Source organism: Faecalibacterium sp. Marseille-Q4896 (genome assembly GCF_017377615.1).
GTDB classification, from domain to species: domain Bacteria; phylum Bacillota; class Clostridia; order Oscillospirales; family Ruminococcaceae; genus Faecalibacterium; species Faecalibacterium taiwanense.
Map to the genome: position 1 here is coordinate 52,572 of NZ_JAFREG010000010.1, position 23,949 is coordinate 76,520.

Consider the following 23,949-nt stretch of genomic DNA (forward strand, 5'->3'; position numbering starts at 1 on the left):
CTACTAACCGATGGAACGCCGTGTGCGGTGAAAGTCGCATGCACGGTGTGAAGTGGGGGAAAAGCCTGAGATGATATCAGGGGCTTACCTATCACTATAGAACTCGGACTTTATCTATATGCTCAACCAGGCCCAGGGAGACCGTCAGATTTTGGCAAAGCAGCTGGGAATCTCCCCGCACCAGCTTTCCTATGTGACCCATTCCGGTCCCGGCGAGGGGCTTTTGTTCTTTGGAAATGTGATCATCCCCTTTGTGGACCACTTCCCGAAGGACACACTGTTGTACAGTGTGCTTACCACAAGACCGGATGAAATAGCGGGGACCAAAGCGTGAGACAAAAATTAAAATGGATCGGAGGTGAGAACAATGGCACACGACAGGGAGTTTCAAAGAAAGCGCAAAGATACCCGGATGCCGGTGCGTGATTCCCACGGGGAAGATCAACCGGCAGCCAGGCAGACCGAACAGGATTTTGACCTGCGCAGGGCACGGGACACCCCTTCTTCTGTCAACGGCAAGACACACAGGCAGGACATCCCTGTACAGACGGAATTTTCCCAGCTATCACCGGAAACACCGGTGTCCTTGCTGGAACAGGGCGATGCTTATGCGGCCGCTTTGGATGTTTTTTCGGATCGCTTTGAGATACCGGATGCTACCGGAACAGAGTCCCCGACACAGGACAACGGACGAAGCAATTTCCGGCAGGAGGTTTCCAGGCGTTCTTTTGTAACAGAGGATGTGACAGACCATGATACCGGACAATATGCACCTTCTTCCGAAGGATCAGCCCCACCGAGCGGCACAGACAGATCCGGTCAGGGACATCGTTATCGGACACATCAGCATGGGAACAAATATCAGCAGCGTTTTCAGGAAGCGGCACAGGCGGAGGAACAGGCAGCACAAAAGGAAAAGGGTGTGGATAGCGAACCGCCGAAAACATCCAAGCTGGAATTTACTGCGGATGAACTACCGCCGGAGACAAAGGATAAAAAGCTCACCCATGCAAGACGGAAGGCGGAACGGACTGCACAAAAAGCAGAGCAGGCGCAAAATCGTCTACCTGCCCGGAAGAAACTGCGCATGGAGACGGTTTCCGACCCGGAGACCGGAAAAGCCAAAAAACACTTAAAATTTGAAAAGGAGGTCAAATCCCAAAAGGTCCATGTAAAAGGACCTGTACCCCTGCGTCCGGTCAAGGCGGGCGCCAATACTGCCATTGGTTACGCTCATAAAAAGATTTATGAGGCAGAGGATGAAAATGTGGGCATCAAGGCAGCCCACCGCTCTGAACTTGTGGGCGAGGCAGGGCTTCGCACGGCATATCACCGGCATAAAACTGCCCCCTACCGAAAGGCAGCGAAATTACAGCAAAAATCAGCAAAAGCAAACGCAAGACTTGCTTACCGGCAGGCTCTTAGCGACCACCCGGAGCTGAAGAAACATGCGATTGCCCGGATATGGCAGAAACAAAAACTGAAAAGGCAGTATGCCAAGGCTGCCCGTGAAGCCGGGAAACAGGCAAAAAATGCCGCAGTCGCAACAGAGAGGGTCAGCGTCGGTATTGTCCATGCGGTCAAACGGCACCCTGTAATCTGCCTTGTCCTCCTGCTTCTCCTTTTGGTAATTTTCCTGATCACATCCCTGTTTTCCACGTTCTCCAATATCGGGACCGGCGGTTTGGGAAGTCTGGCTGCTTCTACCTATCTTGCAGATGATCAGGACATCAACCAGGCGGAGCTTACCTATACCGAATGGGAAACGGATCTGCAAATGGAAATAGACCGGGTGGAATCAGACCGCCCCGGCTATGACGAATACCGGTATAACCTGGGCGCAATCGAGCATGACCCGTATGTGCTGATGGGGTATCTGACTTCTGCTTATCAGGGATTTACTTACGATGAAGTGGAAAGCGTGCTGCGGCAGCTTTTCCAGGAACAATATACCCTGTCCTTTTCAGAAGAAACCGAGATCCGTTACCGCACCGAAACTTCCGTTGATCCGGAAACCGGGGAAGAAACCCAGGAGGAAGTGCCTTATGAATGGCGCATCTTAAATGTCAAGCTCACAGTCACACCTCTAGAAAACCTGGTCGTTTCCCGGATGAACGCAGACCAGAAAGAGATCTGCGAGATCCTGCTGCAGACAAAAGGAAACCGCCAGTATGTCAAAAATGTCTTTGGCACCAACTGGCTCCCTTATGTGACCAGTTATTACGGCTACCGGGTACATCCCATCAGTGGGGAAAAGAACTATCACACCGGTGTGGACATCGGGATGCCGGAGGGCACAGAGATCCTTGCCGGGCATGACGGAACGGTCACCCTTGCGGGAAATGCCGGCGGTTATGGCTTGTGTGTCGCTATTGAAGGCGAGGCATACGAAGGACATACCCTGACGACCAAATACGGGCACTGTTCCCAGATCCTTGTTTCTGCCGGGCAGGAGGTCAAAGCCGGGGATGTGATCGCAAAGGTCGGGAATACCGGAAATTCTACCGGGGCCCACCTGCACTTAGAAGTCCTGGTTGACGGCCAGTATTTGAATCCCCTGTATTTTGCCGATACCGGCGATACCAGCGAACGGCACCTGCCGGAAGTTGGTTCAGGCGGCACAGGAAACTACTTCGATTATGACATTCCACCGGAAGCCCTTGCGGATGAACAGTTTGCCGCAATGATGGCCGAGGCGGAAAAATATCTTGGCTATCCGTATGTATGGGGAGGCGCAAGCCCTTCCACTTCCTTTGACTGTTCCGGCTATGTGTCCTGGGTGATCAACAACTGCGGCGTTGGCTGGAATTTCGGAAGGCTGACCGCGGATGGTCTTTTAGGTGTATGTACGCCGGTATCAAGTGCGGATGCAAAACCGGGCGACCTGATCTTCTTCCAGGGGACCTACAACACCAGCGGCGCAAGCCATGTAGGGATCTATGTGGGAAATGGAATGATGATCCACTGTGGAGACCCGATTTCTTATGCAAACATCAATACAAGCTACTGGCAGCAGCATTTTTATACATTTGGGCGTCTGCCTTAACAGATTGGAGGTAATAAATTGAATCCTAAAATTGAAAAACTGGAAAAGGAAATTGAAAAGACCAAAACAAAGATTGCGGAAATGCAGGCAAAGCTCCATAAGCTGGAGGAACAGAAAACAGAGCTGGAAAATACCGATTATGTAGCGGTGGCGCGCAGTTTCAAACTGACGCCCCAGCAGCTTGCGGATTTTTTGAAATCACAGCAGGCAGCCCCTTCGGAAACTGTTTTACCGCAGGAGAAGGAGGATGTGCATGAGGCTTAAAAAACTTTCCCTGCTGCTGGCGCTTACGCTTCTTGTAAGTGTCAGCGCATTACCTGTAACGGCTCATGCCGGCGGTTCCAAAGACACCACACCGCCAACGCTGACTGCTTCCATGGAGGGCGATGCCCTGAAAATAGAAAGCAGTGACGATCTATCCGGCGTGGAGGCGGTCTTTGTTGATGAAAACCGTATCAACTCCCTCACCGACGGGAAAGCGTCGGTCGCACTGAAAGATTATGCCGGAACAGAAAAACAGGTAAGCATATACGCAAAAGATTATGCCGGCAACCGTTCTGATGTGGTAAAGCTGGATAATCCGTATTACAAAGAACCGGCTCCTGAAAAGAAACCTGCTACGGCAGCACCCCAGAGTCCGTCCGGTACACAGACAAAACCGCCTAAGGAAGAAAAACCTTCCGGCTCAAACGCTGCAACCCCTTCCGGCGGCGGAAATTCTTCCGGTTCAGATAACAGTACCGGACAGCAGGAAAATACTTCTGCGATCCCGGAAGGTGCATTTACCCCGGAAGGCACCGGAACGGTACAGGACAACATCAGCGGTACGGATGGGGAAAAGCAGTTTTACACCATCACTACGGACGCGGGCAATGTCTTTTATCTGGTGATCGACGGGAAACGGGAAGATAACAATGTCTACTTCTTAAACGGCGTCACAGAGTCCGACCTGATGGCGCTTGCAGAAAAGAACAATGGCAGCATGAGCATGATTCCCCAGGAAGAAAGCTGCAACTGCACAGAAAAATGTGAGGCAGGAAAGGTTAATACCGGCTGTCCGGTCTGCAAAAATGACTTAAATGGCTGCAAAGGAAAAGAAAAGCCGGCGGAAACTGAAAAACCGGCAGAACCGGAAAAGCCGAGGAAAGAAACCGGCAGCGTCGGCACGATCCTGTTTATCCTTGCTGCCTTACTTGCGGTCGGCGGGATCGGTTACTATGTAAAAATCGTGCGTCCGAAACAGCAGGCCGAGGACGATGCGGAATTTGAGGATGACGGTTATGGCGAAGGCTTTGACCCGGATGAGGCATACGGGGAACCGGAATATCTTTCCGAGGATGATTTTGACGACAAGGACAGCAAATAAGGCTGTCCTTTTAGATTTTATGAAAGTGAGGATTTTTTCATGGAACATATCATAACCAGACGCCGCGGCTTTCGCAAGCTGTTGGCGTTTTTGCTTTGTATGGCAAGCATTTTGGGGTTTCTTCCGGCTCAGGCTTTTGCCATGTCTGTCGGACAGACGGCAAGCTCCTGGCTGGGCGACCAGTATGTGGGCTCTGATGGGAACCACTACCGTGCCCCGGCGCCTTACACCTATCTTGCCTACCATGCAGACGGAACCATCGATGTACACACCAGTTCCGGGGGCAATGCTTACCGGCACTATATGCTGACGGATTCTGACGGGATCAGCCACCAGGTTTACTGTGTGGAGAGCGGGATTCCTTACCATACTTCGGAAAATACCTATGTTTCGGAAAGCGGGACCAACAGCCAATACCTGAACCTGCTTCCTGCCGAGGCAAGGAGGGGGATCACCCTGACTGCGATCTATGGCTGGAAACCCGGTGCGGCGCTCCCTGTTTCCGGAATCAACGAGGATGACTATAAGATGGCAACCCAGATCATCCTTTGGGAATACCAGCAGCAACTTAGAAGCGATCCGTACAGCCGCCACGGAAACGGCCACGCAGACGCCGACCAGTATTTCAGCGTGATCGCCGGACGACCGGCAGAAAAAGCCTATGACTGGATTCTTGCACAGGTCGCTTCCCATTCCACAGTACCTTCCTTTACTTCTTCTAAGAAAAGCGAAGCACCGGAACTGGAACTGAAATGGGATGTAGAAAAAAAGGTCTATACCCTGACGGTCACAGATACCAACAACTTGAAGATCGACCTGGAGGCTTTGAAAGGCAGCGGCGTTTCTGTGACAAGAAACGGAAATGAATACACCTTTACCAGCAGGCAGATGATGATGGACCCGGTGCTGTTTGAATTCCGAAAGAATATCCCGGTGGCAAACGACATGCTGATCTGGGGCAGACCCGGCTACCAGACCATGATGACCGGCGCCAGCGATCCGGTTTCCTTCTTTGTAAAAATCAAAACGGAAACTTACGGTACCGCAAAACTTGTCAAGACCAGTGAGGACGGCATTGTTTCCGGTATCACCTTCCATATCTCCGGTACGGACATTTTGGGAAATGAAGTCAATGAGGAAGTTACGACCGGAGAAAACGGTCAGATTGAAAAGAAGCTCCTGCCGGGAACCTATCTGGTAAAAGAACTTCCGGTGGATCGCTATGTGACCCCTTCCGCACAGTACGTGACCATTGAAAGCGGGCAGACTTCTTCGGTACATTTCAGCAATATCCTGAAGAAATTCCGCGTCCATGTGGTAAAGAGTGATGCTGACACCGGAAATGCTCAGGGGGATGCCACGCTTGCAGGGGCGACCTATGGGATCTTCCGTGATGGCGAACTGATCGACACTTATACTACCGGGCCGGATGGCAGCTTTATGACCCGCTATTATGTATGCGGGGATGGCTGGACGATCCGGGAGATCGAACCGAGCACCGGGTATCTTCTGAATGAAACCATTTATGAAGTGGGTGCATCCCCTTCCCTGTATGAAGTGGAACTCAATACCACAGAAAACCAGGTGACGGAAACGGTTATTTACGGAAATATCCAGCTTGTCAAGCACACCGATGACCTGGACCCGGATGTGCCTGAGGGCGAAAATACCGACGATCCCAATGCCGGTATCATCGAACGCCCGGAAGCAGGCGCAGTCTTTGAAGTTTACTTAAAGGCAGCCGGAAGCTATGACGCGGCAAAGGAAAGTGAACGTGACCTTCTTACCACGGATGCGGATGGTTTTGCTTCCAGTAAACCGCTTCCTTATGGGCATTATACGGTCCATCAGATCGCAGGCGAGGAAGGCAAAGCCTTTGTCCCGGACTTTACGGTATTCATTTCCTCTGACGGAAAGACTTACAGCTATATCCTGAACAACCGCACCATCACAGCCCGTCTGAAAGTTGAAAAATGTGACGCAGAGACCGGAAAGATTATCCCTGTGACCGGAACCGGTTTTCAGATCAAGAATCTTTCCACTGGGGAATTTATCACCCAGACCGTCTACTATCCGAACCCGGAAACACTGGATACCTTCTATGTTTCTGACGAGGGCTGGCTGATGCTGCCGGAGCCTTTGGCCGCCGGGGATTATGAACTTTATGAGGTGGCTGCCCCTTATGGCTATGTGCTTTCCGATCAGCCGGTACCGTTTACCATTGACGGCAGCGAGGCGGTTGTGACGGTCACGCAGTACAATATGCCGCAGAAAGGCCAGCTTACCATCAAAAAGACCGGAGAAGTATTTGCTTCTGTCCAGGAAAACGATGGACTGTACCAGCCGGTGTATGAGGCTGCCGGGCTTCCCGGAGCGGTCTATGACGTGATCGCAGATGAAGATATTTATACCGGTGACGGTACTTTGCGGGCAGAAAAAGATACGGTTGTGGAAACCCTTACGACCGGCGAGGACGGCACAGCGAAAAGCGGGCTTCTCTATCTTGGCCGTTACCGTCTGGAGGAACGTCAGGCTCCTTCCGGTTGTGTGCTGAATCCTCAACCGGAATATGTGGAACTGACCTATGTGGGTGAGACCGTGGAGGTCACACAGGCAGCAACAGGTCTTTATGACGAACGACAGAAAGTGGATGTCACACTTTTCAAGGCAATGGAGACCGATGACCTGTTCGGTCTTGGCATGAACGAGGAATATAAGGATATTTCCTTTGGACTTTATGCTTCCGCAGACCTGACGGCGGCAGATGGCAGCGTGATCCCGGCAGGTGGACTTCTGGAAGTGGTCTCTGTTTCGTCTGAGGAATCCGGCGGTTACAGCGCTTCCTTCGCCTCCGACCTGCCTTTTGGCAGCTATTATGTCAAGGAACGCACGACCAACGGCGCCTATATCCTTTCGGATCAGGAATATCCGGTCGTCTTTGAATATGCCGGACAGGAAACCGCCCTGGTACAGATCCTTGTCAATGAAGGCGAGGCTGTTTCCAATGAACTTCTCCGCGGGCATGTAGACGGTGTAAAAGTTGGGGAAAACCCGGAAGGCGGCGAAGATGTCACGCTGGCCGGTGCGCTCATGGGACTGTTTAGACCTGATACCGAAAAATTTACTGAAGAAAATGCGCTGCGTACTGCTGTTACCGGAAAAGATGGCAGTTTTTCCTTTGAGAACATTCCTTACGGACACTGGATCGTCAAGGAGATCTCTGCCCCTGACCTTTATACGGTAAGCCCGCAGCAGCACCATGTATATATCGGTGCAGACGGACAGCATATTGAGATCCGTGTGGAAAACACCCTGATCCGCGGCAGTGTGCAGGTAACTAAAACCGAAGCTGTGGAAGAACCTTCCCCTGTGGAAAAGGAGGATAAGAAAGACAAGAATTCTTTCCTGCGTTTCCTGCCCGGTGCGGTGTTCGACCTGTATGCGGATTCCAACGCCAACCAGGAATATGACCCTGACGATCAAAAGATCGGTACGCTGAAAGAAACCGATGCAGGCTATCATACGGCGGAAAACCTTCTGGCTGGCGGCTACTTTATAAAAGAAAGCAAAGCGCCGGAGGGCTATCAGCCTGACCCAAACGCTCACTATTTTTCCATCACAGAAGATGGACAGGTCGCAGTTGTGGAAAATGGAGAAGCCGGGCACGGATTTACCAATGAGGCTTACCGCGGCAACTTAAAGATCACAAAGGATTCCAGCGACGGGCGCAAAGATGGTTTTGCCATCGAGGTTAAGAGTGCGGACGGCTCCTACTGCGAGACATTCACCACTCCAAAATCCGGCGTGATTGAAGTTAAGGGCCTTCGTGTCGGTATTTATACCGTAACAGAAGTTGCAAACCGGGCAAGCAAGGATTACATCATTCCTGATGCCGCTACGGTGGAGATCAAGGCAGATCAGACATCTACGGTCCAGTTCTTTAATGAAAAACCGGAAAAGCCGGATAACCCAAAGAACCCGGAAAAGCCTTCTGTTCCCTCCAATCCTTCCACCCCTCAAAAGCCGGTACCGCAGACCGGGGATGATCCGTATATTTTCCTGTATGGCGGACTGCTGGCAGCCGCACTGATCGGCGGCAGCGTATTTGCTGTGTATTATTTCAAAAAGGGAAAATACAGCAGGACTTCCCTGAAAAGAACGGCTGTCGGGGTTTCTGTCCTTTCACTCTGCGTTCTGGTGGCTCTTGGCAGCGGTTTTTTGGTGTTCCGTGACTTGAACCAGTATGCTGAGAGTAAAGATGCCTATCGAGATCTTGCCGGATATGTGGAAGTGCCGGAGCAGACAGCTTCCCCGGAGTCGGCACCCGATCCGACAGAACCAAAACGGGACGATACCGATATTGTCCTGCCTTCGGTAGACTTTGAAACGCTCCGTGAAAATGGACCGGACATCATCGGATGGCTTTCCCTTCCTGATACGGTGCTCAATTATCCGGTAACGCAGACCGACAACAACGAATATTACCTGAACCATCTTTATGACGGAACCTATAACAAGGTTGGCTGCCTGTTTGCCGATTATGAAAACCAGGCAGATTTTTCAGACCGCAATACGATCATTTATGGTCATAATATGCGGGATGGTTCCATGTTTGCTCTGCTGAACCGGTACGATGAACAAAGTTACTTTGATACCCACAGGCAGATGTATCTCGTTACTCCGAAGGGTGGTTATGTCATGGAGATCTTTGCGGCGTTTGCAGCAAAGCCGGAAGAATCCGGCAGTGAAACCTCTCCCTGGCAGCTTTCCTGGAAGGATGACGGTGCTTATACTACCTGGCTTACAGCTATGAAGGAACGTTCCGCGGTGGAAAGTGATGTGACTGTGACCTGCAGTGATAAGGTACTGACCCTTTCTACCTGTACGCCGGGCGGCACAGGACGCTTCCTTGTCATGGGAAAACTCGTGAAAGTAGATAACGAAATATAGATTTTAGGCGGTGCGGGGGCAAAAGCTCCCGCACCTGCTGTTTACAAGGAGGATTTTATTTTATGGTAAATACCATTATTTCCATTCCCGGCTATGTCCATCTTTACCGCTCACTTTTGCGGTTTTACGACATGCCGGAAAATGAAGTCCGGGAAATGCTCTATCTTCTGAATACGGCAAACCTGGACTGCTACGAGTATTATCACCCGGACCGCAGTGTGATCCAGAGCGGACCGGTCGCTTTTTGCGGATGGCTGGAAACGAAAGACTGCCGCCCTTACCGCACAGAGGTACAGCTTTACAAATCGCTGCTGTTTTTGAAGCGCAGCATTGACCGTGACCTGATCGTATCAGCTCAGAGGGAGGCTCTGCAAACCCTGCGCTGTATTATCTCCAATCTGGAATACCGCTTTTATAAAGCCTATGGCATGGAGATCGAGGACAAACGCACGGTCTATGGGGAATGTACCTACCGTCTGGTTCCCAGGGAGGATGAACCCAGCGTGTGCCTGATGCACGACTGGATCTACCTGCCGAGTGCTTAAAATGCAACGGAAAATATATAAAATTTGTTGCAAATCAAATACCTTTTGCTTCTGTTATTGTGTATCAGAGGCTTCTTTTTTGGGAACACTAAAAAATAGGAGCCTCAGATGATTGAAAAAATGCAACGGATAGTATATAATATTCGTTGCAAAGGAGGTGCAGATCAGTGGCAAAAGGATATATGCAGGAAATTCGTGAAAGGATTTTATCTGCGGAGGAAGGAAGTGTTTTTTCAACTTCTGATTTTGCGGATATTGCAGACACAAATACAGTGCGCTCCGCTTTATATCGGCTTATTCAAGATGGAACATTGCGCCGTATTTTGAAAGGAGTTTATGAAAAACCAAAATATAGCAAACTTCTGGATGAATATGTGGCGGCAGACCCGGAAGCGGTGGCGAACGCATTGGCACGAAGTTATCACTGGACGATTGCCCCATGTGGGAATACAGCATTGAACCTGTTAGGTCTTTCAACACAGGTAACAGCAGTATGGTCCTATATCAGCGATGGTCCATATAAGACCTACGAGTGGAACTCTACAAAGCTGGAATTTAAGCACCGGACCAATAAGGAGATTACCGGATTGTCCTATATGACAAGTTTGGTTATACAGGCATTAAAAACGCTTGGCAGATCGAATGTTACGCCAGAAGTCATACAGATGCTTTCCGAAAAACTGACAGACAAGGATAAACAGGCTTGTTTGAAGGAAGCAACAGAGTCTACGGATTGGGTTTACGATACGATGCGGCAGATTTGTGGAGGTGAAAAGGTACAATGAGAAATATAGCAAGACTTTCAGATAACGACCGCAGGGAGCTGTTCAGAAATACAGCAGATAAAATGGGGCTGAATGATGCCATCGTGGAAAAAGACTTTTGGGTATGTTTTACGCTGGATTATTTATTTCACCGCTCACCATGGAAAGAGTCCATCACCTTTAAGGGTGGTACCAGCCTTTCAAAAGCCTTTCACCTGATCAGCCGGTTTTCAGAAGATATTGATTTGATTCTGGACTGGCGTGTATTGGGATATGGCAAAGATGAACCATGGGAGAAACGTTCCAATACAAAACAGGATGCTTTTAACAAAGAAGCCAATGCGCGTGCGGAGGTATTTCTGTCCGAAACATTCTGCCCGGCAGTCAAAGCCGGCTTATCCCAGGAAATCGGTTGTGAAGCAAATGTCTACATAGATGAAAAGGATAAACAGACGGTCATTTTCGCCTATCCGCACCTTTTTACGAATACGGCGACTTTACAGGTGATCCGTTTAGAGATTGGTGCGCTGGCAGCGTGGACTCCTGCAAAAACAGCGCAGATCGAACCATACGCGGCAAAATATTATCCGAAGATTTTTGAGCAAAAAGAAACTGCAATCCTTACCGTTGCCCCGGAACGGACCTTCTGGGAAAAAGCCACAATCCTGCACCATGAGGCGAACAGACCGGAACATTTGGAAATGCCGCAGCGGTATTCCAGACATTATTATGATCTCTACCGCATGGCTGCAACACCGGTCAAAGAAGCTGCTTTTTCCAGGCTTGACCTCCTGAAGAAAGTTGTAGATTTCAAAATGAAATTCTATCCCAGATCATGGGCGAAGTACCCGGAGGCTGTGCCGGGCACATTAAAATTACTTCCGCCGGAATACCGGTTCGCAGCATTGGAAGCGGACTATAACTCTATGCAGGATATGTTGTATGGAGATGTTCCGACATTTGAGACAGTCATAGCAGCGGTCCGGGAACTGGAAAAAGAGATCAATACACTATAACAATTACATATCCGTTTATTTGCCGGCTATTTTAAGATGCTTTAGAATAGCCGGTTTCTTGTTTTCAAAGGAGGGATGCTATATTACGCAAAATGAAGTCAATGCCGTTTTTGACGAACAGGTACGGCTCTGTGCTGATACCTTGAAACGAAAAACCAAAGAATACACCGGGGATGCCCCGGACCGGCTGGGTGCATTTAAGGCAGCGGCAGCTTTACAGCATACAACGCCCCAGCGTGCCCTTGCCGGTATGCTGGCAAAGCACATTGTTTCTCTATACGATATGTGCTTTTCCAAGGAAACAGTTTATCCAATAGACACATGGGACGAAAAGATCACAGACAGTCTTAACTATCTGTTCTTACTGAAAGCGATTGTAAAGGAGGGACATACCAATTAAACAGATTGAAGTAAAAATTTTGAACTGCCAGGCGGTAGCGGAAGCAGAAAAAAACATGGTCTTTGCGGCAAGGCTTACCCAGCAGGGACATAAGATTGCCTCAATGGACGACCTGATGGAGCTCTACGAAAAATCATTCAGCGTTCAGACAGTAGCAGCTATGGGGGCGCTTCCCCATCCTACCATCCAGAAATTTGCGGTGATCACGGTAGCCATTGTCGGCGCCAGCAGGCGTTTTCTGGCACAGATCACCCGCCACCAGAACGAAGTAAAATTTATGAGTGCATCGCTGCAGTACAGCAACTATACAGGACAGGCGGATTTCGCTGTCCCGTATTCTATTATGACGGCTCCGGCTGTGGCACAGGAGCTGTACTTAAAAAGCTGTAATGAAAGCATGAAATGTTATGAAGCCCTGTGCACTGCCGGAAGCGGGCACGATGCGGCCGGATATGCCACGCCCCAGGGATTGCGGAATGTGCTGCTCATCAGCGCCACCCCTTATCAGTGGAAACATATCATCAGCCAGCGGGTATGCCGGAGAAATACAGATGAAACAAGGATCGTGCTGCTAAAGGTCTGGAAAGAACTTTATGAACTAAGCCCTGCTTTGTTTGCCCCATCACTGACCGGGCCTTTTTGTCAGATGGATCGATGTCTGGAAGGTAAAATGACCTGCGGACGAAAACTGCAGGCAGATATGACGCCAGAGGATATTTTAGAAAAAGATTATCCTGCTCTTTGGGAAGGAGGCTGCCGATGAAAATAAAACTGATCGACTTTGGCGTACCGGAGCACCAGCGTCCTTACCGTCCGCATGGCAATGATGCCGGAGCGGATGTTTATCTGCCCTATGACTGTACCTTACAGCCCGGAGAAATCGCCAAAATTCCTCTTGGCTTTGGACTGGAAATACCGGATGGATATGCGGGATATATCTTTCCCCGTACCAGCATGGCGGTAAAAGGTCTGGTCTGTGAACTGCCGCCTGTGGATTCCGGCTATCGTGGAGAGATCCATGCGATCATCAGCAATGTAAGCAATCAGGCGCAGTCTCTTTTTAAGGGAGCCCGTATCGGGCAGCTTGTGATCACGCCGATCGTCATTGCGGATTTTGTAACCGATCTGGGAACAGAACGAGGAACCGGCAGCTTTGGCAGTACCGACGAATAGAAAAAGGCTGTTTGGAGAACAGTTTTTGAATACTTATCGGTATAGGGAGCGGACATTTCGAGAACATTATAAAATATAATAAAGAAAGTCACGAAAAAGGCGGCCATTACCGTGACCGCTTACTTTCTGCTATTGAGTTCTTTCATAATACCGAGGATATATTGCATGGATTGAGGATCAAGCTGTCTTGCCTCTGCAATGAATTCCTTTAAGGTTTCCGGATAGGTATTTCCTTCATCAAAGAATTCCTGCGGAGTCACACCCAGATATTCGCAGATGTAAAAAAAAGACTGCATAGCGGGAAGTGACTTTTTATTCTCAATATTATTGATGTAGTTGTTTGCCTGACCTAACGATAAAGACATATCGCGTGCGGAAACTCCTTTTTGTGTCCGCAGCTTCGCTAATCGTTCCGGGACAAAATCTTCATACATCGCCTTCACCTCCCATTCTGTAATAGATTGTACCTTACACCCCTTTATTATTCGCAAAGGGAAAAAGGGTATTATCGTTGACTTGCTAAATAAAATCTATTACTATGTGAAAAGTGAAGAATTTTACCTATCAGATGGAGGGATGACCGATGAAAGGAAAGACTTGCTGTGTTACCGGACACAGGGATTTACCGCAGAATGAGATCAAGAAAATAAAAGCCGCTTTGGAACATGAGATCGATGCAGCCGTTACGGATGGATTCACCTGTTTTATGAGTGGCTTTGCAGATGGCGTGGATCAGTATTTTGCAGAGCTGGTGTTGGAAAGAAAGCAGACCAATCCGGCGCTGGAGCTGATCGCAGTGATCCCTTACAGCAAGCGTCTGGACAGCCTGAATAAGAAAACAAGAACCCATGAACTGCTGGAGGCTTGTGCGGATGTTGTTGTCATACAGGAAAAATATCTCCCAAGCGTCTACTCCCACAGAAACCGCTATATGGTGGAGCACTCCGACCGAGTGATCGCTGTCTATGACGGACGGGAAACCGGCGGTACGGCAAAGACGATCCGCTTCACCCACCGGATGAAGAAGGAACTGCGGGAAATCCCGGTTGGAGAGATCGTCCTGCCGGATTACTTGAAACCAAAAACAAAATAGATACTTGTTGATGCGCTCACTTTGAAGTGGGCGTTTTTCTTTACCCATTTTTAGGAGGAATGCTTATGTGGAACCTAATCTCACATTTCCTTATCTTTGCCGGAGGAATGGCTTCCGGCGTTATGCTGATGTGTCTTATGCAAACCGGAAAACTTGCGGATAAAGAATTTGAAACTATGAAGGAGGAATAAAAATATGAAACTTGTGATTGCAGAAAAGCCCTCTGTTGCTATGTCACTGGCAGCAGTATTAGGCGCAACGGAAAGAAAAGACGGTTATCTCGAAGGTTCCGGCTATCTGGTGAGCTGGTGCGTGGGACATCTTTTGGAACTGGCACAGCCGGAGGCTTACAAAGAACAGTACGCCAAATGGCGGTATGAGGATCTTCCGATCCTACCGGAAAACTGGAAATATGAAGTGCCAAAGGATAAGAAAACGCAGCTTGCCCTTTTGTGCCGATTGATGAAGGACAAACGGGTGGATTCCGTGGTATGCGCTACGGATGCAGGACAGTGCGGTTAGGTGACTTAAGAGAAAGAAAAAGAGACCTCATCTCGTTGAAAATCAAATTTCAAAATCATTAAAGGAGATATTTAAATGAAACGAAATCAGAATTTCGACCATAATCACTCTCAAAAAGTGCTTTCCTGCCGCTACAACATGGACATCAACCGAGTGGAAGCCCGATTCGAGGATGGAACCATTCTTTCCATCGACTGCATCGTCATTGAGGACGAATATGGCAACACCCCGGCACAGCGAGCAGAACTGGACTGGCTACTTATATAACAAGCCCTTGGAATATACCCAGCTTGTGCTGAGTGGGGAAATCGAACATTATCTTTCACTTGGTTGCGATCACGGTAGACTAGAAGATTGACCTTTTTTCATAGAAATGTGATTGGCTGTTACAGAATGGCTCTTCAAAAAGCATTACAGAAAATCCGGAAACTTTTTTGAACCATAATAACTCAAAAAAGTTTCCGGATTTCTGTTTTTGTACGATTGCTATCGTATTTTCATTTTGCAATAGTTTTCATAATTGACCATTGTCCATTACAGAGAATATAGGTCTCTTCCTATAATTGGCTGACATTTTATAGCACACACATTTATTTCTGCATGGAATACCCACTGCTTCCATAAAATATTTACTCGAATAATTTTCCGCAAAATGGACAACGATCTTTCACTGTTAGTACAATTGAAAAGTGCTTCCCACAAAAAGGACAACGACGTGTTATAAAATCAAAAATATAGTCTATCAAAAGTACAACAACAGCTGCTATACGAAACTCAAATGCCCATAGTGCGCATACGACTATTGCTATGAAGATGAATACAGCTTTGCATAATGTGAGTTTTGTTTGGAATTTCATTTTTTATTCTTCTTTCAAGCATTTTCCTTATAAGACGGAAGATTATGCTCAAAGCAATAGTAGGCTTTTTCCAAGATATAGCTATCGTTGTCATAGTGAGTAGCTTTTCTATATTCTGTCTTCTTTGCAGTTTGTGAGGTAAATCTTTTTGTTTTAGGATTTACCAGTGCATAAGTTACAGTCGTATCCTCAATGGTTGCTCTTTCCAAAAAAGCATTTGGCTGCCATGAGTAATCCTTATAAAATTCACATTGTCTAATTTTCAGATGTGTATAAATATTTGTTGATGCGTATTGACTGGGATCACTGTAAATGAAAATCTGAGAGGGAGTTAGCCCAGAAGCTGTAAATGGAATCCAAATATAGGGTTTTGTTAATCCAATCAGAATATTAACACCTCTGTCTAGTACCGCAGCTGCAGCAGGACTCACAACACTTCTCCTTTCATTTTTTACAGGTTTATTTCCGTACGTTATCTGAAAACGATATGGAACTCCCTTATAAGAATCTCGCGCTGCAGGTCTTTCGACAACAATTTTTTCATATGTAATTGTCGAATCATATGGGATGTTACGTTCGGTAAGGATTTTTTCCTGTTCGACAGGCGACAAGCCGCTTAAATCAACCACTTCACTTATATACATTCCTGCCGATGGAGCATCTATCTTCGACGTGTCTGCATATGCCGAAGTGGGGATAATATGGGACATTGCCAACAATGCGGTACTTGCACCCGTGAGTTTAAGAAATTCTTTGCGAGTCATCTCTTTCATATTTATTCTCCTTGAAGTTTACTGATTATCGCATACCGTTACTTGATATAATATATTGTTTATACGTTTCTTCAACTCTGCATTGGAATCACCCTTTCATGTAAAAACAAAAGACACGAAATTGTTACGTCCACCTTAATTCTTAGATTAACTATTGATAGCATCAAAGCACAATAAGCAATCAAAGTCCACGATTTTGTATCAAAGTAGAGAAAACTTGTAACGAAATCGGTGTGGCCGCAAATAACATGACCCTCAACACTGGGCATCCAGCATTGAGGGTCATACTTAAATAACCGTTTGTATTGCACTCGCACTATGCCTCAAGTCGATTGTCAACCGAAGGCTTTTATTATGTCATGAAGAATTTCCATCTGCTGCGGCGAAAGATCATTTCCTTTTTGACTTGGTGAAAGCAATTCATTACGGAGTTTAATTAAAGTTTTCTTTTGCGCACCAGTCAATCCAGAAAGAGATAGTACTTCTGGCGCATCCAGTCCTAGGAGTTCATCTGTTGAAATGCTAAATAAGGATGAAATGCTTGCAAGAACATCCAACGGAATTGCATGTGCATCACTTTCATATCCACTGACCGTGGATACAGCCTTATTTAACCGTTTAGCCAAATCCGCCTGCGTCCAGCCACGACTTTCTCTCAGCTTTTTTAGCTTTTCTCCTAAATAATGCTCCATTCCTGTACACTCCTATCCTATATAAAGTGTACTATTTGAAATTTCAATATAATCGTACTATACTACATATAATGTTCGATTATATTGAAATTCGATTGACTTGTGAGGAGCAGGGCTGTATGTTGTGTGATAAAAAGCATTCCCATGTGCAATGGAGGAATTTCAAAATGAATGTCTTGGTTTGTGACGATGACCAGCAGATCGTTGATTCTATTATTGAAGAACTCAAAAAGAAAAGCGAGGAAACGCATGTATCATCAAGATTTTATGGTTTTTTTTCAACCAAGTCAAATAGACTTATCACTTCCTTATGATATTGCGCTTCTGGATATTGATATGGGCGAAACAAATGGAATTGAGCTTGCCAGAAAGTTACGAGCGAGCAATGAAAACATTGTGATTATCTTCATTACGAATTTCATTCAGTATGCTCCAGAGGGATTTGAGGTTCAAGCCTTTCGATACTTACTAAAAGCAGATCTCTCTGCTAAACTTGATTCCTACTTTGATTCAACTGTCCAAGAAGTACTTCGGCGGAAACAGCTTGTCACAATTTCAATCAACTCTGAAATTATCGATGTACCTGTAAATGACATTCTGTATTTAGAATCTCATCGAAGAATCATTGTTATGCACTTGTTGGACGAAAAACGCCCAGCATACCAATTTTACGGCAACATAACAGAACTATCCGAAAAAATCGAACCACTCGGTTTCCTTCGTATTCAAAAAAGCTACCTTGTCAATATGCACTATGTCGAAATCTTTCAATACAATAAAGTCCAATTGCGCGGTGGTCTTTGTCTGGCTCCAAGCGAAAAGAATTATAGTGAGCTAAAACAGAAATATTTACATTGGCGAGGTAAAAGTAGATGGATGCTTTGATCAGTTTAGTTTACACAATCATAGATTCAGTCTGCGTATGTCTGTTTTTAGACGCTTTTGCTTCGCACCGTTGGAGGGATCATAGATTTCTTGTCGGTGTAATAGTTCAAACTATTTTAATGTATGCGTCCATTGAATTCAATGCTGCTTTCTTAAACCGAAATCAAATTATCAAGATTCTTTTGATTTTGCTATCCTGCTTTATTGCTGCCAGAGCCCTATATAAAAACATTACAGGAAAGTTTTTGCTGTTTCTTATCATTATAGAATATCTTTTAACATACAGTTTGTCTTTTGCTGCTGGAATGCTTGCAACTGCAGTTTGTGGGATGGATGCTCAGACGTTTCAAGCTGACAAGACGCTATCTCTAATCTATGGAATCTCTTATTATTCTGCCGAATTATTTATTATTGCACTGTTTCGCAAAATAATGCTTCAGCGCATGACAAGCAGACCAAGAAGCCATGCTCAACATTCGCAGCTGATTCTTTACTTTCTATTTCCATGCGCATCGTTTGTAATGCTTGTGATTCTACTTTACGTTACAAGCGGACACAATATAGAAGAATTTGTTTCTGCTGGCTGTTGCATTCTCATTTTTATTTCAAACATCGCAATCCTTTTTTTATTGGAGCGAATGGAATATGCCGCATCGGAAAGAGAACAATTATTGATGCTTAATCAGCAGATTCAGCTGCAATCGAAAAGCATGGCCTCGGCAAGCGAACTTTATTCCGCTCAAAGGAAAAAGGTTCATGATTTTCGGGCCCACCTGAATATTCTAAATCAACTGATGAAAAGCCAAGAGTATTCTGCTGCTGAAGAGTATCTTGGAAAAATCACCAAACAGCAATCAGATCGACTATTTCTTGTTAACACGCACCATCCTATCTTGGATGCGCTTTTCAACACAAAAGCTGCCGAAGCAACTCAAAAGAAGATCAGCATTGATTTTGAAGTGAATGATTTATCAAACCTCCCATTTGATGCCTCCGATATGGTAGTGCTTCTATCAAACCTTTTGGATAATGCCATTGAAGCGTGTCAGCGGTATGACAAGGGCGATAAAGCGATTCATGTTATGGCAGTTGTTCAGCAAGACTTTTTTATCTCTGTCCGAAACACATCGGAACCTGTTGTAATTATAAATGGTTCCATTCCAACTACAAAACCAGAACCACAGCTGCATGGTTTTGGACTTGCGAACATCCGACTGATTCTTGAAAAATACAGTGGAGAGTATACGATGTTCTATGAAAATGGGTGGTTCCAGTTCACCGCTGATATACCGCTCACTCCGATTTCGTGACAAAAGAAGTCCATTTCGTTACATTATTGTGGAAATTGCGGCTCAACTTGTGTATTCTTTGTTTCAAGAAAGTTCTTTTAATGAGGATTGTCGCAATGAAAGATTTTGCAAGGCAATTAACACAAAAATGCGTGTCGATGGGATTGCTTGATGAATCTTATTCTGAATGGTTTGCATATAGCATCGAAAAAAGAGTGACAACCTTATTAACTTGGCTTGTGCAGTGTCTGATTGGCGGTTTTTGCTTTGGTTGGACTTTAACAATCTCATTTTCTGTTTTCTTCCTTTTAATTCGGAAATACACAAACGGTTATCATGCTGCCACTTATAGTAAATGCCTGTTCCATTCCATTTTATTAGAAGTCGTTCTTCTTGCTTCAATCTCCTACGTTTTCCATACAGGTCTGGCGTTGCTTTTCTTAACTATAGTTTCAGATGCTACAATTTTGTGTATTGCACCAGTTAACAATGAAAGCATTCACTGGTCAACAGATGAGTTCAAGGCTGCAAAGACATCTGTTCGTTGGTTATTATTACTTCTAAATATTTTCGCAATTCTGTTGGCGAGAGTTCAAATCGCACCCTCCATACTACAAGGGTTGGTCGCAGCATTAACTGCTGATGCAATAACACTATCCATTTCACGCTGTCAAAATTGAAAGGAGGGCATACAAATGAAAATTCAAATCAAACAGTTCGCCAAAAAGAAAATTGAAGCTCTGGTGAAGAGGGATATGCAGGAGTGGCCTCCGGTTTGTGCGGGCTGGATGTATCAGCCGAAACGTCCCTGTGTACCTGAGAAGCATCTGCAAGAAAAACGAAAATAAGTTCAATCCTGAAATGGCATGGTCGCTTTCCTGTTTCAACAACAAAAAGCACTATGCCATTTTTCTTTGTTGGTGACTCCGATTTCGTTACGAATTTTCTCCATCTTATTACAGAAATGTAGACAATATTGCTTGCTGTGTATACAGTGTAAGAAAGGATGGCACAATGCACAAATCGAAAGGAGTTACTCCGATGCAGCAATATAGCTTTGAATGAAATTCAAACTTATCCATTTAATGAGAAAGGATTGCTTATTATGAAACATAAAAAAGTATCACAGCTTTTAGCTGCTTCGCTTTCTTTCTTAATGATTGCGATGCTCTGCGTTTCTAGCGTTGCAATGGAACCTTCTATGAGAATCGGCAGTGTCACCGTTCATTCTTCGCTCTTTGCTAAAATGGCTTCTGAATCGCCGGAAAAAGATTTGATTACCCAATCCAATATTGTTAAGGCAACCGATGAAATGATTCAGTTCGAAGAAAAAACCGTTCTGGATGTTCAACATTTGGATGATGGTTCGTCCCTTACTTCCTATCGAAAAGATGTCGCAACCATTCTGCCTAGCGAATTTCCAACATCTATAAGCCCCTGTGCAGATGGAAGCATCAACCAAGATTCTTGGGACTCAAGCAACACCGTACGAGCATATACTACAATTTATTATGATATTGTTAAAGACTCCGGCGATCGTTCGTATTATAAGTTGACAAAGGTTACTGGAAAGTACTATTGCAATAACTCTGCAACAAAAATTACGAGCCAAACTCTAAGAATTGGTCAAACTGGATGGACGAGTAACGGATATCGAGAGCAGACCAAGGATTTTGACATTCCTGCATCTCAGAAAAACTGGACAAAATACCCTGATTCCTCTTGGGATGGTGTTCTGGTAGATGCGACAAATCACGTTGGCTGCTACTATGTTGTCAATATTGCTGCAAAGACCGGAAAGACTTGGTATGTTGAAATTTCAAATAATATCCGATGACCGTTTTTGAGCAAGGAGTTTTTTATGCTACCGTTTTTTAATCAAAAAGAGTTGGTGGTTTGCTCAAATCAATCACAATACCAAAAATACATATCTCTTTTAGAAAAAGAGGGAATCGGATATAGAACAAAAGTACGCGATTTATCATCACCGTCTCTGTTTTCAATGGGAACCCGTGAAAGAGCCGGAACGGCATTTCAAAAGGTCAATTATCAAATGCTCTACACAATATATGTTCGCAAAGCCGATTACGAACGCGCTGTTCACGTTATCACTGTTTGATTAAACCACCAAAACCATATACGCTTTTCCTCGCCAAACAATCAGTTGCAAAGCAGGTCTGATTGTTTGGCTCTTTATTTTGCAAAGGAGCGTGATGCCATGACCGAACCCAAATCCGACCTTGCCTATCTCCGCAACGAAAAAGCCAAAGCAGAACAGAAGCTGCGCGCTTGTCAGCACCGGGAGAAAATCCTTGAACGCCAGATGTCGGAGCTGAACCGGAGAGAGCGTGTGCACCGTCTTTGTACCCGTGCTGGAATGCTGGAAAGCTTTCTGGTCTGTCCGGGAGAACTGACCGATGATCAGGTGATGGAACTGCTGAAGATCTCGTTCCGTCAACCGGAAGTCGTGCTGGCACTTGCAAAGATGGTGCATGACGTTCACGAACGCAGCAACGTCCAAAACCCTTTAGAATAAAGGGCGCAATTATACACCGTTCCGGTGCAATTGCGGTCTTGCAGACGGCTCGATGAAATCGAAGCTGGCGTTTGTGCGCCAGCCCGATTCCATCCCAAGGAAAACTGCATTTTCCTTGCGCTGCTTTGCAGCTATCCTTTTGCGGCTCCCGCCTAAGACCGAAGCGCATGGCACTCCGGTCCAAGGCGGCGAGCAAAACCGAATACGATTCCAGACCGTTCATCAAGAGCAATCTTGCTGGGCGGTCTTTTTGTTTGGGGGTGATGCCTATTCCGTGTCCGCATTTCAAAATTACCATCGTCAAGCGCAGCCAAGGGCAGTCCGCTGTTGCCGGGGCTGCTTACCAAAGCGGCGAACGGCTGTTCAGCGAGTACGACCAGAAAACAAAATTCTACAACAAGAAGAAAGAACTTGTCCACGCCGAGATCATGCTGCCATCCCATGCGCCGCCCGGATATGCAGACCGGGCAACGCTCTGGAACGCCGTAGAAGCCGTAGAGAACCAATGGAACTCCCAGCTTGCCCGGCGCATCGTGCTGGCGTTTCCGGTGGAGGTGCCGAAGGAACAGTATCTGAAAATGATTCGGGAATTTTGTCAGGAGCAGTTTGTTTCCAAAGGCATGATAGCCGACTTTGCCATTCACGACAAAGGAGATGGCAACCCACACGCCCACATTCTGCTGACCCTCCGGGCAATGGATGAACACGGCAAATGGCTTCCGAAAGCCCGAAAAGTGTACGACCTTGACGAGAACGGTGAGCGCATCCAGCTTCCTTCCGGGAACTGGAAGTGCCACAAGGAAAATACCGTGGACTGGAACGACCAGAAGTATGCTGAAATCTGGCGGCACAGCTGGGAGACCATCACCAACCGCTATCTGGAAGCTGCGGGCAGACCGGAACGTGTTGACCTGCGTTCCTTTGAGCGGCAGGGCATCCAGCAGATACCGACCGTGCATCTCGGCCCCGCTGCACACCAGATGGAAAAGCGTGGAGTGGAAACCTTTCTCGGAAATCTTAACCGTGATATTCGTGCAGCCAACAGCCTGATGCAGTCCATCCGCAGCGCCATCCGTGGGCTGCAACGCTGGATCGCAGACCTGAACGAAAAGAAGCAGCTTCTTCTGGACGCTCTGGAAAAGGCGAAGGAACCCACGCTGTCCGACCTACTGGTGGATTACTTCAATCTCCGCAACGAGCAGCGCAGCGATTGGTCTGGCAAGGCAAAACTGAAATGCACTGTCCGGGACTTTGAGGAAGTCAAACGGGCTGTGGAATATCTGAAAGCCCATTCCCTGAACACTGTTGAGGATTTGAACCAAGCTATTGACAGCTTAAACCAGACCGCCGCCCCTCTCCGCAGGCAGTTGAAACAAAATGAAAACCGTATGCGGGCAATCGCCCAAATCAAGGATGCTGCCGCCGTCCATGCCAAGCTGAAGCCCATCCATGACATTTTTATCAAGAAGAACTTCAAGCTGACCAAGGACGCTTATGCTGCCCAGCACAAGGAGGAGCTGGACACCTTTAATAAAGCTGTCCGCACCCTGATGAAGCTGAACGGCAGCACAGCGGTGGATTTTTCGGCATTGGATGCCGAATTTTCTGCGCTGCAATCGAGCAGTGCAGAGCTGCGCACCCAACTGGAAATCTTGCAGCCGGATATCTCCGCACTGAAAAATGTGCGAAAGTATATCGACATGGTGCTGAATAAGCAGCAGCTTTCCGCACCGGGCGGCAAGACCCCGGAGAAGGAATCGGTGCTGAAAAAGCTGGAGCAGCTTCAGCAGAAAAAGTCTAACTACAAAACGATTTCCACCACCCCAAACCGCGAAGAATCGCTCTAAACGATCTTTCTGTCACCGATATGCCGTTGCAATCAGTGGCAGAAGTACATAATTCATTTGTTTTTTGCTGGCTTTTGGCTATTCTCGTTGGCTAGTGAGTAAAGGCGCATTTTTAAGGTGGAAATTTTCTCCAACACCCCCCATTTTAGGCCACTTTTTCTGTTAATAGTAGAAACGCTTCTTTGAAGGCTAGTC

The 23,949-nt window shown here is 46.7% G+C and carries 23 protein-coding genes and 3 pseudogenes; 23 read left to right on the forward strand and 3 right to left on the reverse strand.

The features are described 5' to 3' along the window. Window positions 1-100: 100 nt before the first annotated feature. The 11 genes and pseudogenes from J3348_RS12730 to J3348_RS12780 all read left to right on the forward strand — a co-directional run. A pseudogene (locus J3348_RS12730) lies at window positions 101-334 on the forward strand (conjugal transfer protein TraE); the annotation flags it as partial. A gap of 33 nt (window positions 335-367) precedes the next feature. Then, window positions 368-3,046: a CD1108 family mobile element protein gene (locus J3348_RS12735; protein ID WP_207699103.1), complete on the forward strand. Its 2,679-nt coding sequence runs from the start codon at window positions 368-370 to the stop codon at window positions 3,044-3,046. A gap of 18 nt (window positions 3,047-3,064) precedes the next feature. Next, on the forward strand, window positions 3,065-3,310 hold the full coding sequence (locus J3348_RS12740; protein ID WP_025577937.1) for a DUF4315 family protein: 246 nt from the start codon (window positions 3,065-3,067) through the stop codon (window positions 3,308-3,310). After that, window positions 3,300-4,412: a DUF4366 domain-containing protein gene (locus J3348_RS12745; RefSeq protein ID WP_207699104.1), complete on the forward strand. Its 1,113-nt coding sequence runs from the start codon at window positions 3,300-3,302 to the stop codon at window positions 4,410-4,412. Before J3348_RS12740 ends, J3348_RS12745 begins: the two co-directional genes overlap by 11 nt. Window positions 4,413-4,451: 39 nt before the next feature. Further along, window positions 4,452-9,362: a class B sortase gene (gene srtB, locus J3348_RS12750; RefSeq protein ID WP_207699105.1), complete on the forward strand. Its 4,911-nt coding sequence runs from the start codon at window positions 4,452-4,454 to the stop codon at window positions 9,360-9,362. Window positions 9,363-9,424: 62 nt separating this feature from the next. Continuing rightward, window positions 9,425-9,907: a hypothetical protein gene (locus J3348_RS12755; protein ID WP_025577932.1), complete on the forward strand. Its 483-nt coding sequence runs from the start codon at window positions 9,425-9,427 to the stop codon at window positions 9,905-9,907. A 167-nt stretch (window positions 9,908-10,074) separates the two neighbouring features. Beyond that, the gene (locus tag J3348_RS12760; RefSeq protein WP_207699106.1) at window positions 10,075-10,692 is read left to right on the forward strand and encodes a DUF6088 family protein; all 618 of its coding nucleotides are present in this window, start codon (window positions 10,075-10,077) and stop codon (window positions 10,690-10,692) included. Continuing rightward, on the forward strand, window positions 10,689-11,687 hold the full coding sequence (locus tag J3348_RS12765) for a nucleotidyl transferase AbiEii/AbiGii toxin family protein (RefSeq protein WP_005361105.1): 999 nt from the start codon (window positions 10,689-10,691) through the stop codon (window positions 11,685-11,687). The genes J3348_RS12760 and J3348_RS12765 overlap by 4 nt, the downstream gene beginning before the upstream one ends. 58 nt (window positions 11,688-11,745) lie before the next feature. After that, entirely contained in the window at window positions 11,746-12,087 is a 342-nt protein-coding gene (locus J3348_RS12770) for a hypothetical protein (RefSeq protein ID WP_242702989.1), read from the forward strand. Further along, window positions 12,083-12,850, forward strand: a complete 768-nt coding sequence (locus J3348_RS12775) for an FAD-dependent thymidylate synthase (RefSeq protein WP_216880899.1) — start codon at window positions 12,083-12,085, stop codon at window positions 12,848-12,850. The genes J3348_RS12770 and J3348_RS12775 overlap by 5 nt, the downstream gene beginning before the upstream one ends. After that, on the forward strand, window positions 12,847-13,260 hold the full coding sequence (locus J3348_RS12780; RefSeq protein ID WP_207699107.1) for a deoxyuridine 5'-triphosphate nucleotidohydrolase: 414 nt from the start codon (window positions 12,847-12,849) through the stop codon (window positions 13,258-13,260). The genes J3348_RS12775 and J3348_RS12780 overlap by 4 nt, the downstream gene beginning before the upstream one ends. 119 nt (window positions 13,261-13,379) lie before the next feature. On the opposite strand, the gene J3348_RS12785 is transcribed toward J3348_RS12780, so the two are convergent. Beyond that, complete coding sequence (locus tag J3348_RS12785) at window positions 13,380-13,694, reverse strand: helix-turn-helix transcriptional regulator (RefSeq protein WP_005361112.1); 315 nt, start codon at window positions 13,692-13,694, stop codon at window positions 13,380-13,382. 149 nt (window positions 13,695-13,843) lie between these two features. Between J3348_RS12785 and J3348_RS12790 the strand changes: the two genes are divergently transcribed. The 4 genes and pseudogenes from J3348_RS12790 (at window position 13,844) to J3348_RS12805 (ending at window position 15,233) form a co-directional block, all read left to right on the forward strand. After that, window positions 13,844-14,353 (forward strand): SLOG family protein, encoded by a 510-nt coding sequence (locus tag J3348_RS12790; protein WP_207699108.1) that lies wholly within the window; start codon window positions 13,844-13,846, stop codon window positions 14,351-14,353. Window positions 14,354-14,418: 65 nt separating this feature from the next. Beyond that, entirely contained in the window at window positions 14,419-14,544 is a 126-nt protein-coding gene (locus J3348_RS12795) for a DUF3789 domain-containing protein (protein WP_015542946.1), read from the forward strand. Between the two features lie 4 nt (window positions 14,545-14,548). Next, window positions 14,549-14,866 (forward strand): annotated as a pseudogene (locus tag J3348_RS12800) (toprim domain-containing protein); the annotation flags it as partial. An 84-nt stretch (window positions 14,867-14,950) separates the two neighbouring features. After that, a pseudogene (locus J3348_RS12805) lies at window positions 14,951-15,233 on the forward strand (DUF6061 family protein). A 513-nt stretch (window positions 15,234-15,746) separates the two neighbouring features. Here the strand turns inward: J3348_RS12805 and J3348_RS12810 are convergent. Then, window positions 15,747-16,505, reverse strand: a complete 759-nt coding sequence (locus tag J3348_RS12810) for a hypothetical protein (protein ID WP_097783557.1) — start codon at window positions 16,503-16,505, stop codon at window positions 15,747-15,749. Window positions 16,506-16,840: 335 nt separating this feature from the next. Then, a complete protein-coding gene (locus J3348_RS12815; RefSeq protein ID WP_097770897.1) occupies window positions 16,841-17,197 on the reverse strand; it encodes a helix-turn-helix transcriptional regulator in 357 nt (118 codons plus the stop codon). A 171-nt stretch (window positions 17,198-17,368) separates the two neighbouring features. On the opposite strand from J3348_RS12815, the gene J3348_RS12820 reads away from it, so the two are divergent. From J3348_RS12820 to mobQ, 8 genes are all read left to right on the forward strand, one after another. Then, on the forward strand, window positions 17,369-18,082 hold the full coding sequence (locus J3348_RS12820; protein ID WP_242702990.1) for a LytTR family DNA-binding domain-containing protein: 714 nt from the start codon (window positions 17,369-17,371) through the stop codon (window positions 18,080-18,082). Next, a complete protein-coding gene (locus J3348_RS12825) occupies window positions 18,070-19,392 on the forward strand; it encodes a GHKL domain-containing protein (RefSeq protein ID WP_207699109.1) in 1,323 nt (440 codons plus the stop codon). Before J3348_RS12820 ends, J3348_RS12825 begins: the two co-directional genes overlap by 13 nt. A 95-nt stretch (window positions 19,393-19,487) precedes the next feature. Beyond that, window positions 19,488-20,051, forward strand: a complete 564-nt coding sequence (locus tag J3348_RS12830; RefSeq protein WP_207699110.1) for an accessory gene regulator B family protein — start codon at window positions 19,488-19,490, stop codon at window positions 20,049-20,051. 15 nt (window positions 20,052-20,066) lie between these two features. Beyond that, window positions 20,067-20,219 carry a hypothetical protein gene (locus J3348_RS12835; protein WP_187299102.1) on the forward strand — a complete coding sequence of 51 codons (153 nt, stop codon included), beginning with the start codon at window positions 20,067-20,069 and terminating at the stop codon, window positions 20,217-20,219. Between the two features lie 257 nt (window positions 20,220-20,476). After that, window positions 20,477-21,208 (forward strand): hypothetical protein, encoded by a 732-nt coding sequence (locus tag J3348_RS12840; RefSeq protein ID WP_207699111.1) that lies wholly within the window; start codon window positions 20,477-20,479, stop codon window positions 21,206-21,208. Window positions 21,209-21,232: 24 nt separating this feature from the next. Next, window positions 21,233-21,490, forward strand: a complete 258-nt coding sequence (locus J3348_RS12845; RefSeq protein WP_207699112.1) for a hypothetical protein — start codon at window positions 21,233-21,235, stop codon at window positions 21,488-21,490. A gap of 99 nt (window positions 21,491-21,589) precedes the next feature. Beyond that, entirely contained in the window at window positions 21,590-21,907 is a 318-nt protein-coding gene (locus tag J3348_RS12850) for a DUF3847 domain-containing protein (protein ID WP_117477567.1), read from the forward strand. A 263-nt stretch (window positions 21,908-22,170) separates the two neighbouring features. Then, window positions 22,171-23,754: a MobQ family relaxase gene (mobQ, locus tag J3348_RS12855; RefSeq protein WP_207699113.1), complete on the forward strand. Its 1,584-nt coding sequence runs from the start codon at window positions 22,171-22,173 to the stop codon at window positions 23,752-23,754. Window positions 23,755-23,949 lie beyond the last annotated feature (195 nt).